Source organism: Moorena sp. SIO1G6, assembly GCF_010672795.1.
GTDB lineage: Bacteria > Cyanobacteriota > Cyanobacteriia > Cyanobacteriales > Coleofasciculaceae > Moorena > Moorena producens.
Genome location: NZ_JAAHFZ010000005.1, coordinates 194,186 through 207,864, shown reverse-complemented (window position 1 = coordinate 207,864; position 13,679 = coordinate 194,186). Strand labels below are relative to the sequence as shown.

The 13,679-nt window shown below is 42.8% G+C and carries 13 protein-coding genes; 10 read left to right on the top strand and 3 right to left on the bottom strand.

Going from position 1 to position 13,679, the window contains the following annotated elements:
* Positions 1 to 17: 17 nt before the first annotated feature.
* Entirely contained in the window at positions 18 to 290 is a 273-nt protein-coding gene (locus F6K63_RS07160) for a hypothetical protein (protein ID WP_009149715.1), read from the top strand.
* Here the strand turns inward: F6K63_RS07160 and F6K63_RS07155 are convergent.
* Complete coding sequence (locus tag F6K63_RS07155) at positions 287 to 475, bottom strand: hypothetical protein (protein WP_044494517.1); 189 nt, start codon at positions 473 to 475, stop codon at positions 287 to 289. The genes F6K63_RS07160 and F6K63_RS07155 overlap by 4 nt on opposite strands.
* A gap of 130 nt (positions 476 to 605) precedes the next feature.
* On the opposite strand from F6K63_RS07155, the gene F6K63_RS07150 reads away from it, so the two are divergent.
* The 6 genes from F6K63_RS07150 to F6K63_RS07125 all read left to right on the top strand — a co-directional run bounded on the left by F6K63_RS07150 (position 606) and on the right by F6K63_RS07125 (position 7,321).
* Complete coding sequence (locus F6K63_RS07150) at positions 606 to 800, top strand: hypothetical protein (protein ID WP_287311448.1); 195 nt, start codon at positions 606 to 608, stop codon at positions 798 to 800.
* A gap of 154 nt (positions 801 to 954) precedes the next feature.
* Positions 955 to 3,645, top strand: a complete 2,691-nt coding sequence (gene purL / locus F6K63_RS07145; protein WP_287311446.1) for a phosphoribosylformylglycinamidine synthase subunit PurL — start codon at positions 955 to 957, stop codon at positions 3,643 to 3,645.
* A gap of 288 nt (positions 3,646 to 3,933) precedes the next feature.
* Complete coding sequence (locus F6K63_RS07140) at positions 3,934 to 4,911, top strand: RpnC/YadD family protein (RefSeq protein ID WP_287267947.1); 978 nt, start codon at positions 3,934 to 3,936, stop codon at positions 4,909 to 4,911.
* Between the two features lie 406 nt (positions 4,912 to 5,317).
* Complete coding sequence (gene lepB, locus F6K63_RS37665) at positions 5,318 to 6,352, top strand: signal peptidase I (RefSeq protein ID WP_502708100.1); 1,035 nt, start codon at positions 5,318 to 5,320, stop codon at positions 6,350 to 6,352.
* A 67-nt stretch (positions 6,353 to 6,419) separates the two neighbouring features.
* On the top strand, positions 6,420 to 6,896 hold the full coding sequence (locus F6K63_RS07130; protein ID WP_287267948.1) for a GUN4 domain-containing protein: 477 nt from the start codon (positions 6,420 to 6,422) through the stop codon (positions 6,894 to 6,896).
* A 239-nt stretch (positions 6,897 to 7,135) separates the two neighbouring features.
* A complete protein-coding gene (locus F6K63_RS07125; protein ID WP_287267950.1) occupies positions 7,136 to 7,321 on the top strand; it encodes a hypothetical protein in 186 nt (61 codons plus the stop codon).
* A gap of 312 nt (positions 7,322 to 7,633) precedes the next feature.
* On the opposite strand, the gene F6K63_RS07120 is transcribed toward F6K63_RS07125, so the two are convergent.
* Together F6K63_RS07120 and hppD are read right to left on the bottom strand one after the other, a co-directional pair.
* Positions 7,634 to 8,173 (bottom strand): EF-hand domain-containing protein, encoded by a 540-nt coding sequence (locus tag F6K63_RS07120; protein WP_287311443.1) that lies wholly within the window; start codon positions 8,171 to 8,173, stop codon positions 7,634 to 7,636.
* A gap of 369 nt (positions 8,174 to 8,542) precedes the next feature.
* Positions 8,543 to 9,670 (bottom strand): 4-hydroxyphenylpyruvate dioxygenase, encoded by a 1,128-nt coding sequence (hppD, locus tag F6K63_RS07115; protein WP_287311440.1) that lies wholly within the window; start codon positions 9,668 to 9,670, stop codon positions 8,543 to 8,545.
* Positions 9,671 to 9,888: 218 nt separating this feature from the next.
* Here hppD and F6K63_RS07110 point away from each other — a divergent pair, with 218 nt between their 5' ends.
* The 3 genes from F6K63_RS07110 (at position 9,889) to F6K63_RS07100 (ending at position 13,293) form a co-directional block, all read left to right on the top strand.
* A complete protein-coding gene (locus tag F6K63_RS07110; RefSeq protein WP_287311438.1) occupies positions 9,889 to 10,119 on the top strand; it encodes a hypothetical protein in 231 nt (76 codons plus the stop codon).
* A gap of 114 nt (positions 10,120 to 10,233) precedes the next feature.
* Positions 10,234 to 11,793 carry an FAD-dependent monooxygenase family protein gene (locus tag F6K63_RS07105; protein WP_287311436.1) on the top strand — a complete coding sequence of 520 codons (1,560 nt, stop codon included), beginning with the start codon at positions 10,234 to 10,236 and terminating at the stop codon, positions 11,791 to 11,793.
* A 1,011-nt stretch (positions 11,794 to 12,804) separates the two neighbouring features.
* A complete protein-coding gene (locus F6K63_RS07100; RefSeq protein WP_008188263.1) occupies positions 12,805 to 13,293 on the top strand; it encodes a hypothetical protein in 489 nt (162 codons plus the stop codon).
* The last annotated feature ends 386 nt before the right edge of the window (positions 13,294 to 13,679 follow it).

Sequence of the window (13,679 nt, the reverse complement as noted above, 5' to 3'; positions counted from 1 at the left end):
AAAGGTGGTTCACCGAAATGGAGACCCGGTTAAAGACTCCAATCCCAGCCCTCTATAAGCAAATAGTCTTTAAAGTCACGGGAATCAAACACTTTAAAAGTAGACTCAATGACAATATCTTGTCGGAGAGAGTAGAGGCAATTGGCACCGCCAAGTGGACTGCCGATTTCTTGGTACTACGGTACGGGAAGTCGATGTGGTTGTTACGAGCAATGCCCTTTTGGGTAACTCCTCGCTTTGAATCCCCGCGCGTTTACGCCGGGGAGTGTCAAAAGTGGATCCTAATTTAATAGCTCTGTCCGATCTGATACCCTTCTAGGTAAACTGGACTGTCGCTAGCTTCGGTTTGTCTTTCGAGACCGGCTAGGAGTCCTTGATTAAATAAAACGTATTCGATTGTGTCTGGGCTATAGCAATTGTATTGATAAACTAGGGTGGATACAGAGTAGGCTATATGATCGAAATTCCTAGACATAATGGATTTGCCTCCAATGGATACATTAATGGATAGATTGATACAGCTGCAGTTTTAGGGGTAATCAATGTTGTAAGTGACAGCTATGCTTCAAGAGTAATACGGGGAATATATCCGGGACATTACCCACGTGGGTGATTTTATTGTGGCTAAGGAATTGGCAAGGTATAGCAGAAGTCAGAAGTCAGAACTCAGAAGTCAGAACTCAGAAGTCAGAACTCAGAAGTCAGAACTCAGAAGTCAGAACTCAGAAGTCAGAACTCAGAAGTCAGCAGTCAGAAGTCAGAAGTCAGAAGTCAGAAGTCAGCTTAAAATAGGGGATTGACCTGTGGTCACCCTACGCGATGTTCCTTTGGATGTTTGCGATGTTCCTTTGGAACCGCTTCGCGAACGCAAACATCCAAAGGAGTCGAAGAAGTCTAGCTATTGATAGCAATAACTCTATAAAATTATCTCTGTGCCCTTTGTGCCAGAGTCATATGCCCACTAATTCCTCTACCTCCTTTTCCCCAGAAGAGATTGCTGCTGAAGGGTTAACCCCTTCTGAATATGAAGAAATTGTCCAGCGCCTAGGGCGTCATCCCAATAAAGCTGAACTGGGAATGTTCGGTGTGATGTGGTCGGAACATTGCTGCTACAAGAACTCCCGTCCTCTACTCAAGCAATTTCCCACAGAAGGCAAACGTATTCTAGTCGGTCCTGGGGAAAATGCTGGTGTTGTAGACTTAGGTGATGGGCTACAACTGGCCTTTAAAATCGAATCCCACAATCACCCCTCAGCGGTAGAACCGTTTCAAGGAGCTGCTACCGGAGTAGGGGGGATTCTACGGGATATTTTTACCATGGGAGCTCGCCCGATTGCGGTCTTAAACTCTCTGCGCTTTGGGAGTTTGGATAATGCCAACACTAGACGATTGTTTAATGGGGTAGTAGCAGGAATCAGTCACTATGGCAATTGCGTGGGTGTCCCTACAGTAGGGGGTGAAGTTTACTTTGACCGGGCATACACTGGTAATCCCTTGGTGAATGTGATGGCTCTGGGACTGATGGAAACTCCAGAAATTGTTACCTCTGGAGCCTCTGGGGTGGGGAATCCTGTGCTCTATGTCGGGTCCACTACCGGTAGAGATGGCATGGGAGGGGCAAGTTTTGCTAGTGCGGAACTGACGGATCAATCCCTAGATGACCGCCCAGCGGTGCAAGTGGGGGACCCGTTCCTAGAAAAGTCTCTAATTGAAGCCTGTCTTGAGGCATTTCAAACCGGTGCCGTAGTAGCTGCTCAAGATATGGGAGCCGCTGGCATAACCTGTTCTACTTCAGAAATGGCAGCTAAAGGGGGCTTGGGTATTGAGTTCGATTTAGACCTGGTTCCAGCGCGAGAAACGGGTATGGTGCCTTATGAATACCTGCTGTCGGAATCCCAAGAACGAATGCTGTTTGTTGCCCACAAGGGTCGAGAACAAGAACTGATAGATATTTTCCACCGTTGGGGACTCCATGCTGTGGTAGCAGGTAAGGTAATCGAAGAACCTTTGGTCAGGATTTTGTTCAAAGGAGAGGTAGCAGCAGAAATCCCAGCTACTGCTCTAGCAGATAATACTCCAATTTATCACCGGGAGCTATTGACAGAACCACCAGACTATGCATTGAAGGCTTGGGAATGGCATGGGAAATCCCTCCCTCCCTGTAATGTTACAGGTATTGAGATTAACGGTAAGCATCACACTTGGAATCAAATCTTACTTCAACTCCTAGATACTCCAACTATTGCGTCGAAACGTTGGGTTTATCGCCAGTATGACCACCAAGTCCAAAACAATACCTTAATTCTGCCAGGAAATGCTGATGCTGCGGTGATTCGGTTACGCCCTTTACAAGGATTGAACGTTGAACGGTTGAACGTTGAACGGTTGAATGTTGAAAGGTTGAATGTTGAAAGGTTGAATGTTGTTCGCGAAGCGTGGCCGAAAGGCCAAGGTTCAACCGAAACTAACCTGCAACCTGCTAACCTACCCTACGGGAACGCCAAAGGCGAACAACCTGCTAACCTGCAACCTGCTAACCTTCAACCTTCAACCAACCTACCCTACGGGAACGCCAAAGGCGAACAACCTGCTAACCTTCAACCTTCAACCAACCTACCCTACGGGAACGCCAAAGGCGAACAACCTGCTAACCTTCAACCTGCTAACCTTCGATCTGTAACCTCTAATGCTGGTGTGGCGGCAACTGTAGATTGTAATTCCCGTTATGTTTATCTTGACCCCTATGAAGGGGCAAAGGCTGTGGTAGCAGAAGCAGCACGGAATCTGAGTTGTGTGGGTGCAGAACCTTTGGCAGTAACGGATAATCTGAATTTTGGTTCTCCAGAAAAGCCTGTGGGTTACTGGCAACTGGCTTCTGCTTGTGCAGGAATAGCAGAGGCTTGCCGGGAAATGGGCACTCCTGTGACTGGGGGTAATGTTTCCTTGTATAACGAAACCATTGATAGTGACGGCAATCCTCAGTCGATTTACCCTACGCCAGTGGTGGGGATGGTGGGATTAATTGCTGATATTACTAAAACCTGTGGTCAAGGTTGGCAAGCTGAAGGGGATTTAATCTATTTATTAGGATTGGGGACTAAATACTGGGAAAATAGTCAATCCCAAATTAAATCCCAAATTACATTAGGTGCGTCCGAGTATCTGGCAACGATTCATGGCATGGTTGCGGGCAAGCCACCAGTAGTGGATTTTGATTTAGAGCGTCGTATCCAAACGGTAACGCGAGAGGGTATCGGTCAAGGTTGGATAAATTCTGCTCATGACTGTGCTGAAGGGGGATTAGTGGTGGCTTTGGCTGAATCCTGTATCCCAGGTAAGTTGGGGGCAGACATTACTCTAGGCTATAGGTCCGAGTCGTTAGACCTGCGCTGGGATGAAGTGCTCTTTGGTGAGGGGGGGAGTCGGATTCTGGTTTCTGTAAGTCCTCAACACCAAACAAGTTGGGAATCTTATCTACAGCAAAAGTTAGGGGATGAGGGATATTGGCAACAACTGGGTGTTGTTCAAGGGGAAAATGCTGGTTTACGAGTACTGGTGGGCAATGGTCAGTGTGTGATTGAGGTGACAGTTCAGGAGATGTGTGATTGTTGGGAGAATGGGATTGAAAGGCGTTTGAGGGTTTAGGAGGGAATCGGGAATCGGGAATCGGGAATCGGGAATCGGGAAACAATCTTGTGTACCTTATTATTATGAGAACCGGTTTAGCGATGTTTCTTTGCAACCGCTTTGCGATGAAGCGTTTCGGCAAAGCCGACGCTACGCGAACGCAAAGCGTGGCCAAAGGCCTCAGCTTCCGCGCTTATGCGATCGCGTCTGCAACGTTTTTTAAACACGTTCAACAGGAATTGGCTGGATAGGGATTGGCTGACAAGGGCTTTGCTAAGATAGCATAATTCAGTTTTCTCATACTCAATGACCAATCCAAGAGCCGATTACGATAATCCCTGGAAAGAAGCGCTTTCCATCTATTTTGAATCCTTCATGGCATTCTTTTTTCCCGAGATTGATCGTAACATTGACTGGGAAAGAGGCTATGAATTTCTTGATACAGAATTCCAACAGGTGGCTCGAGATGCAGAAATTGGCAGCAGGGAAGCCGATAAACTGGTCAAAGTTTGGCGACAAGACGGTGAAGAAACGTGGGTACTGATTCATGTGGAAGTACAGAGTCAGGCTCAGTCAGTCTTTGCGGAAAGGATGTACGTCTACAACTATCGCATCTTTGATATGTATCGACGGAAGGTAGTCAGTTTAGCTGTTCTCGCTGATGATGAAGAGTCTTGGCGACCAAGTGAATACAATTACGAGATTTGGGGTTGTCGAGTTTTATTGCAGTTTCCAGTAGCTAAGCTGTTAGATTATCAGCTGTCTAAACTAGAACAAAGCACTAATCCTTTTGCTGTGATTGTGGCTGCACATCGCACCACTCAGCAAACTGTTCAAAATCCCGAGGGACGGTATCAGGGCAAATTAACCATTGCCAAGAGTCTTTATCAACGAGGGTATAGTAGACAAGATATCCTAGAATTATTCCGGCTCATCGACTGGATGATGACATTACCGGATAGCTTTCAGATTGGGTTTAAACAGCAAGTCAGACGTTTTGAGGAGGAAAGCACAATGCCTTATGTTACCAGTATAGAGCGCCTTGCTCGTAAAGAGGGGATAGAAGAAGGCATTCTCCAAACTAGTCGAGAGACTCTTTTGGAAGTGCTTCAGGTACGATTTGAGGATGTGCCAAGGGAGTTGGTTGAGACAATTAACCAGATTGAGTCGGTCTCTGTGTTGAAAACCTTGCATCGACAAGGAATTACTATTGCTTCTGTTGAAGAGTTTCAGGGTTGGCTTGACCAATTGCTATCTTTTGAGCAGGAACAGGAGGAAGGTTGAATAGGGTGCATCTTTTTGTTGTAAATCTATAAATCAGGGGAGGGTGGGGAGGGTGGGCAGATGGGGGGATAGGGGAGATTTTTATTCAGGGTAATTATCCTGAGATGATATTAGCCTTCAATGGTCGTATTTTTGCAAAAGTGAGTCCACCCGGTTGAATACCGGTTATAGGGAGATAGATTCGGAAGTTTAAAAGGGGAGAGCGATGTTCCAAAAGAACCGCTTTGCGAACGCACATGTTGAAAATCATACCCTGATTCAGCAACGCCGTAATTTTTAGTTAAATTTAGTTAAATGATTTAACAATTCGAGATAAATCATTATGGAATAGATGTGAGAGTGTATGGTAATGTGAGCTAAAAAGGTGCAAAATTCGAGTATCATCAGGTTGTTGTAAAAGCAATTCATGTCTCAATCAGGACAAATTTTATCTCAATCTAATTCGGGAAAAGAACCTTGGCTGGCGGTCAATTTATCATCTTTTTGGCCGGGATTAGGTCAACTCTATGGAGGCAAATCCATTCGAGGATGGATTTTGATAGTTACTGAAATTCTCTTATTGAGTTTGGGTGTATGGTTAATAGTTTTTGACACGACGACAAATACAGGTCTCGGTTTCATTTTTTTGATAGCTGCTATAATAATTAGTTTATGGAATCTTTTTGATGCCTATAGTTGTACTAGAAAATTCAATAATTTAAGCTTTGAACGCCTAAGGAAAGACAATAAAGATCCGTGGCTAGCTGTTTTTTTATCAAGAATAATTCCAGGACTGGGTCATTTCTATCTAAAAAAATATTTAATTGGTATTTTATTATTGGTTTTATTTATAGCCTCAACCATTTTCCCATTAGCTCCAATTATTTTTCAAGGTATTGTTGCATATTACGCTTATGTGGCATCACCAGTTCGTAGAGAAAGAACAAAAAACACTATAATCATCGTTGCTATTTTCATAATTTTGACTGCTTTGATTGCGCCCTTATCGAGAAATCTGGTAGAAGCTCGCTATATCCCATCAGGATCAATGCTGCCGACACTGCAAATTAATGATCGTTTAATTATCAACAAGTGGAGTTACTCTTTCCAAGAGATACAACGAAAAGATATTGTAGTTTTTTTGCCAACGGAGAAACTAAAAGAGCAAAATTTTAAAGATGCATTTATTAGTCGGATCATTGGTCTCCCAGGAGATAAGATAGAAGTCAATGGTGGCAAGGTTTATGTTAATAATCAACCGTTGGAAGAAAACTATATTGAAGAACCCCCTCAGTACAGCTGGGGTCCTGTAACAGTGCCGCCTGATTCTTACACTGTCCTAGGAGATAACCGTAATAATAGTTATGACAGTCACCATTGGGGATTTGTCCCTAGGGAAAATATTATTGGGAAAGCTACTAAACGATTTTGGCCTCTGGATCGGGCTGGTGCCATAAAGTAACAATAGAGCTGGTCAATCCTCTACCTTTTCCTAAGGCTATTAACGTAAAACTTCGGCAGGTATTACGATGAGTAACGATAATTATTATCCAAGACATAGCGTTGATTATTCAAAGCTACAGCAGCTTCTTTCGGAAGGTAAGTGGAGAGAAGCAGACTATCAGACATACCTGGTAATGCTAGCAGTATTTGGCCGTAAAGAGGGAGATTGGATCAGACCAGAAGAGATCAAAAACTTTCCCACTAGTGACCTCTTAGCTATTGATAAATTATGGCGGAAATATAGTTCCGATAAATTTGGATTTAGTATCCAAAAGAAAATTTATATTGATAATAAACAATCTGTAGAAAAATTATCAATACAAGACTCTGGAATCATATCTAATGAGTCGGTTGAGTTTGTCAAGCGTGTTGGTTGGCAGATGGATAGTTACAAAGATCTGATCTTTGACATTACTCAAGCACCGAAAGGACATTTACCTGGATGCTGGGCGTTTCGATTTTTTGGTTTTGGTTGGTATCTCATGTCGCACAAGGGGATATAGTTTAAATGTTTGCTCTTGAGTGCCGGTGCCACCAAAGCAGATACCTGTCTATCCCTCATTCATCCCGTAATTCAGCAACGCTGAATTTAAATATCCTATCTAAGGATGCTATTTTCCTTTGGAACCGCTTCGCGAACGCAAACAAAAACCTCCCGGAATAAAAGCGTTAAACTGTGGAAAAGTCCTGCTCAAGGGAGTCTTTATTTACTATAATTATATCAACTAATTTTTATGTTATATTGGCGTCAATTATTATCCCCGATTCCCGATTCCCGATTCCCGATTCCCGATTCCCGATTCCCGATTCCCTTAATTTTATGGATAATGATATCGTTTTGTTTCTAGCTACTGTTGGTTTACTGATCCTGTATCTGGTATTTTCTGCCCTAACTGAAATGGGTACTAAGTTTCCTTGGAAGAAATAGTTGATGGGTTTTATCAAGTGGTATAGCGCTACGGGTAAGTCAGAAGTCAGAAGTCAGAAGTCAGAAGTAAGCTATGACTAAGTTTCGGAGTTTAGGAATGTCAAACACCTTAATGCGTAGTGCTATATAGTAAATAATCTGGGTATCCCTTGTTGTGTAAGAAGTTTAGGACTAACTAAATAGCAAGAGGTCTACCCAGTCTTATTGATTTCTACATCTATTGGACAATAAAATATTGCCAAATAAAATTCGGTAATGTCTGAACGTCGAATTCGAGCCATGGAAAATAGCTGAGATTAATACCGTAAAAAGTTAATAGGAACCCCAAAAGTAATTTCCCGGAGATTTTGGGTTATCACTGCGGAAAAATTCATCCATCAAGGTAAAAAGCTCTTCCTGAGAGATATGTCCATCACTATTCAAATCGAGATGGCCAAAATTTTCCCTTGCCCAACTAGGATCAACACCATAGGCACTGACCAAATCTACATACTCTTGCTGACTAATTTCTCCATTGTCATCCTGATCAAGTAAAGCAAAAAAGACATCACATTGCAATTGAATAAGGGGTTCATAGGCATCTGAGTGAATCAGATTGTCGTAATACTTAAACCATTCCTCAAGGGTGATTTCTGCATCGCTGTTTTGATCAGCCAAACTCAAGTTATTCCACATGGAAACCAAGATTGAACGCAGATAAGCATATTGCCAAGAATTAGGTTTTAGCCCTCGTGAACTAGCCAGTTTATTCAAAATCAGATGAAAATCATCTTGGTTGAGAGTTCCACCTGAATCGGCATCGATATTATTGAATAATGTTGTTAATTTTTTTTGTTGTAATTCGGTTAACATTTTCAAATGAACTTTGATTAAATTTTATGGTTTTTGAGTTTAATATGAGGTACTCATGAGTCTCAAAAAAATCCTTAAAAACGACTTATTTTACTGTATTTTAACCTATAAATTGAAGGACTGAGCGCGCCCGGAGTTTTGACTTAGACAACACCTTGCTACTCTTACTTCCCATAATTTTATGGTTTAGAAAAGTAAGGTTTGTCACTACACAGAGAATTCTACCGGATACTTGACATTGGTGACAAATTAAAAGCTAAGGCATTTTGTCAATACCTCCAAGTATAGAAATTCACCTTGATCATTATTAACTTAAGCATATGTTGAGAGCTGTTCGCGTAGCGTGCGCGTAGCGCATTAGCTGATAGCTTAGGTTCCTAAACGTCCTCGCTTGTTCTGTTCCCGTTCTACTGCTTCAAACAAAGCACGAAAATTCCCTTCTCCAAAGCCCTTTGCCTGAAAGCGGCGCTCAATGATTTCAAAAAAGAAAGTAGGCTTGCCAAAAATGGGCTGGGTGAAGGTTTGAAGTAACAAAGCTTGGGGAAACTCTTGCTGCCAATCTACTAAAATTTGTCTGGTAGCAATTTCTTCCCATTCTGCCGTTAGTAAAGGTAAATTAGAGCCCCCTGGTCTTTGCCGCAACTGGCTGTAGTAGCTGGAAGGAACTTCAATAAACGGCAAACCTCGACCACGGAGTTGCGCGATCGCTTCTACTATATTGCTAGTTCTAAGAGCAATATGCTGGATGCCTGGTCCACCATTAACATCTAGAAATTCCTGAATCTGGGAATTAGCAGAAGTTGGTTCATTGATGGGCAACTGCACCTCACCAGTGGGATCAACCATAACCTGAGAGTATAAACCAGACTGTTGTGTCTGAATAGAAAATATTTGTTGTGGGCAAAATCCCAGCACTTGTTGATACCAATTTACTGCCCGTTCTAACTCACCAGCAGCTACATTAAGCACTACATGATCAATGGTGGTGAACATGGTCTGAAGATTGTTATTGCCTTGGTTTCCCTCTCCACTGAGGGAGGGTGGCTTACCATGAGCAGTTTTTGTGATCCAGTTAAACTGAGCAGGGAAAAAGGATTGGTCACAGATGCCATCCCGCTCCACGAGGGTATGAACCAGAGAACCCCAGGAGGGGATTTGACTCCACTTTAGCCGTCCCTGTCTTTGAAATTGTTCCTGGGGTGGTTGTACCACTTGGTTTCCCTGAGCGGACGCATTCTCAATCACCGCTTCCAGGTCCTCTACAAGAAAAGCGATGTCAGCCACCCCAGGAGGATGTAGACGCAAAAACTCAGCAATAGGACTTGCTGATGTCAGAGGTGAAGAGATCAAAAAGGTGATTGAGCCACTTTTGACAACTTCTGTGTAGGTATGGTCACTACTGCCACTGACGACCCGTTGAAAGCCAAGAATTTTGACTAACCAATCAGAAAAAACTGTAGCATCTTCAACATAGAAGTGAACATGATCAATTTTCATGGTTAAATCCAGTTAAAGAGATTGTACTGTTTTTAATTTTGCTCTTTTTAGAAGAGTGAACCAATTTGCAGTCGGTAAAAGAGGATTACAGATATTTTACATATCTGAGTGGGTAAGTCCTGGCATTTTCAGATGATCTGACTTTTATAGCGCTACGCGCAAGGCAGCTATGCTGAAGGCAGAAGGCAGAAGTTGACTCTAACAAGGTTTTAGAGGTAATGAGTTGTCCTAACCTTAGTGGGTACTGCTTTATCACTTCCCCTACTTCCCCCACTTCCCACACCTCCCACACTCCCCTCTCTTTCCCGATTCCCGATTCCCGATTCCCGATTCCCGATTCCCGATTCCCGATTCCCGATTCCCGATTCCCGATTCCCGATTCCCGATTCCCGATTCCCGATTCCCGATTCCCGATTCCCAATTACCGATTCCCGATTCCCGACAACTAAGCACTAATCAGATGGCCGATTTGCTTTGCGATCGCATCAGCCTCTGAGCCTTGTGATCCAGAAATTTACAATAAAACAAAGGAAGTCTTAGCATCTAACTATCAATCAACATCCATGAGTCAAACCGAACAAATCCTATCCCAGTTACCTGGTGATGTTCTCGGACGCCTGCGCAATGCTGACAAAGTCTGGAAAGCCTTACGAGATGGCACAACTGAGATCCCAGAGGTGATTACAGAAACCGAAGAGGGATTAGGCACCCTAGACTTGGATGTAGTAATCTGTGGCGGTACCTTGGGAATTCTGATTGGTGCTGCTCTACAACAGCGAGGCTGGCGAGTTGCGGTAGTTGAACGGGGGGTTTTGCGCGGTAGAGACCAAGAGTGGAATATCTCTCGCCAAGAACTAGAGGTATTCCTGGAACTTGAGTTACTCTCAACGGCGGAATTAGAAAATGCGATCGCATCCGAGTATAACCCAGCTCGGATCAGTTTTTTCGAGGGTCCTGATTTCTTGGTAAACGACGTACTCAACATTGGTGTTGACCCAGTCTTTCTGCTCGATACCCTCAAAGCCAAATTTTTAGCTGCTGGCGGTAAGCTGTTTGAAAAGACATCCTTTACACAAGCAACCATTCATCCCGATGGCGTCTCAATCGGCTTGAAGGTTGACCAGTTGGAGGATACCCAAGTTAAAGCTCGCTTACTGATCGATGCCATGGGACATTTTTCCCCAATTGTTAAGCAAGTCAGGCAAGGTCAGAAACCAGAAGGAGTTTGTTTAGTGGTTGGTAGCTGTGCTCAAGGCTATCCTAAAAATGAGATGGGGGATTTGATTGTATCGTTCACTCCTATCCAAAATCAATGTCAATATTTCTGGGAAGCATTTCCAGCTCGGGATGGTAGAACAACCTATTTATTTACCTACTTAGATGCTAATCCCGAACGTCCTAGTTTAGAATTTTTATGTGACGAATACTTCCGTCTGTTACCAGAATACCAGGGAGTAGACTTATCCCAACTTGATTTTAAACGAGTACTATTTGGCTTTTTTCCTTCCTATCAAAAAAGTCCCCTAAGAATGCCTTGGAATCGGATTTTACCTGTAGGGGATAGCAGTGGTGGGCAATCACCAGTCAGTTTTGGTGGATTTGGTTCCATGGTCAGACATTTAAAGCGTCTAAGTAACGGTATTCATGAAGCCTTGGACTATGATTTGCTAGACCGCAATGCTTTAGCCCAACTACAACCCTATCAGCCGAATATTGGCGTAACCTGGATGTTTCAACGAACGATGAGTGTTGGCATCAAGCAACAACTAGCACCGAATCAAATTAATCAATTACTCACTGGCGTATTCCAAGCCATGGCAAACCTGGGAGATGATGTGCTTAAGCCCTTCCTCCAAGATGTAGTGAAGTTTTCAGGATTATCTAAAACCCTATTTGTGACATCATTAACTAAACCAGGATTAGTCGTGCCAGTGATTCCTCAAGTAGGATTAACGATGCTATTGGATTGGATGGTTCATTATAGTAATTTAGCCGTTTACAGTAGTTTGTATCCAGTAGGTAAATTACTCAGTGGCATGTTGACTACTTTGCCACCGAAACCAAGATATTATTTCCACCGTTGGCTAGACGCATGGCGCTATGGGTCTGGGGGTGATTATTAATTTAGGGAGCTATCAGCTATCAGCTATCAGCTATCAGCTATCAGCTATCAGCTATCAGCTATCAGCTATCAGCTATCAGCTATCAGCTATCAGCTATCAGCTATCAGCTATCAGCTATCAGCTATTAGCTATTAGCTATCAGCTAAAGGCTAAGGACTGAGGGCTGACCGCTGACCGCTGTTCGCGTAGCGTGCGCGTAGCGCATATGCTTAGATATCAACCTACCTCCTTCACCAAGGGCAGGGTGGCTTGGTGGAAAGCTAGGATTGATGATCGTGATATTTTTGCCATGATAGAAGTAACTCCTATTTAGGTGGGAGGAAAACCGCGCTGATTTTCATTAAGGCTATGACCAGCGCGGTTATTAGTTTCAGTCGTTACTTTTTATAGTATAGATAACTCCTGGAAAAAATGCAAGGGGTAAATCAAAAAAAATACATTTATTTACAATTAAAAATTTTCGCTATTTTTATAATAAATTATGTGTAATTAATTTTTATTTTGGTTGTTAGCTTAGCCTTTATATATTCAAGGATAGCTACATATCATTTAAATTTTGTAGGACTACTTATGAAAATAATTGTCAATAAAATACCAAGGTAAGTATTCAGCCATTTGCTTAGGGTGCGGGTAGCGCATTAGCTGTTGGCCTAGCCTGCGCGTAGCGCATATGCTTACAGCAGGGTTTATTGATAACTATCTCCGGTTTATTGACAAGATGCCTTTGCCCTGCTAACCTTTTTAAAAGCACTTTCAACTTTTAGGTGCGCTTGACGCAAGCGCACCTTTTGATGCAGCTTTTAGGCGCTCCTACTAAGATAAAACTAATACAGCGTTTTTCATAGCTATGAAGTACACATAATTTTTTACCTCTTCTATCTTCCCTATTATCTCTTCCCTGTTCTTTTCCCCCCTTATTAAGGGGGGTTAGGGGGGATCGCTGTTCCCTAAAACCCAGAACTTTGTCCCTAAACCAATTGAAAACTACTCTAATTCTAGAGATATAAATTTATGATATTTCACATATCTATTGCCGCAGATAATCCTTACCACGTAGCCACGGTACTAGCAGAAATCTTTAAGGGAAATTGCATTGAATTTGCGCCTCACCCAGGAAGTTATATGACCTTAGCCTTTGATCAATATGGAACAGCTATTGAAGTTTATCCTAGGGGCACGGAATTAAAGCCTGGAACTAACCAACAAGAATTACAGTTCTTAAATAATGAAGCTAGTTCCAAATTTACCGCTACTCATGCCGCCATTGCCGTTCCCTTGAATCAACAAGAAATCGAAAAAATTGGTGAACGAGAACAATGGCGAGTTGTTCGCTGTAGCCGAAAGGGATACTTTGATGTCATGGAATTGTGGATTGAAAACACCCTATTGCTAGAACTCCTAACACCGGAAATGGCGCACCAGTACACTCAAGTCATGGAACCTAACAATTTAACCCAATTAATCGAGCAATTTAAAAACCAAAAGGCAATTAACAACTGAATATAGAGAACAGAAATATTGATGTAGATGTAGGGTGGGCAGTGCCAAAGATAGATAACAGCAGCTGGGGATAGCATGAGTAGGCACTGCCCACCAAAGAATTAATCACAATAGAATATTGATGTAGGGTGGGCAGTGCCAAAGATAGATAACAGCAGCTAGAGATAGCATGAGTAGGCACTGCCCACCCTACTAACTAACTACTAACTAACTCACTAAAAAAATCCACCTCACCCCATTAAGATGTAGGGTGGGCAGTGCCAAAGATAGATAACAGCAGCTAGAGATAGCATGAGTAGGCACTGCCCACCAAAGAATTAATCACAATAGAATATTGATGTAGGGTGGGCAGTGCCAAAGATAGATAACAGCAGCTGGCGATAGCA

Excerpts from the sequence above, each read along its gene's own strand:
- F6K63_RS07110 (WP_287311438.1), top strand. The coding sequence starts at position 9,889 with ATGAGTTGTCCTAACCTTAGTGGGTACTGCTTTATCACTTCCCCTACT.
- F6K63_RS07105 (WP_287311436.1), top strand. The coding sequence starts at position 10,234 with ATGAGTCAAACCGAACAAATCCTATCCCAGTTACCTGGTGATGTTCTC.
- lepB (WP_502708100.1), top strand. The coding sequence starts at position 5,318 with ATGTCTCAATCAGGACAAATTTTATCTCAATCTAATTCGGGAAAAGAA.
- F6K63_RS07140 (WP_287267947.1), top strand. The coding sequence starts at position 3,934 with ATGACCAATCCAAGAGCCGATTACGATAATCCCTGGAAAGAAGCGCTT.
- hppD (WP_287311440.1), bottom strand. The coding sequence starts at position 9,670 with ATGAAAATTGATCATGTTCACTTCTATGTTGAAGATGCTACAGTTTTT.
- F6K63_RS07155 (WP_044494517.1), bottom strand. The coding sequence starts at position 475 with ATGTCTAGGAATTTCGATCATATAGCCTACTCTGTATCCACCCTAGTT.
- purL (WP_287311446.1), top strand. The coding sequence starts at position 955 with ATGCCCACTAATTCCTCTACCTCCTTTTCCCCAGAAGAGATTGCTGCT.
- F6K63_RS07160 (WP_009149715.1), top strand. The coding sequence starts at position 18 with ATGGAGACCCGGTTAAAGACTCCAATCCCAGCCCTCTATAAGCAAATA.
- F6K63_RS07100 (WP_008188263.1), top strand. The coding sequence starts at position 12,805 with ATGATATTTCACATATCTATTGCCGCAGATAATCCTTACCACGTAGCC.
- F6K63_RS07120 (WP_287311443.1), bottom strand. The coding sequence starts at position 8,173 with ATGTTAACCGAATTACAACAAAAAAAATTAACAACATTATTCAATAAT.
- F6K63_RS07130 (WP_287267948.1), top strand. The coding sequence starts at position 6,420 with ATGAGTAACGATAATTATTATCCAAGACATAGCGTTGATTATTCAAAG.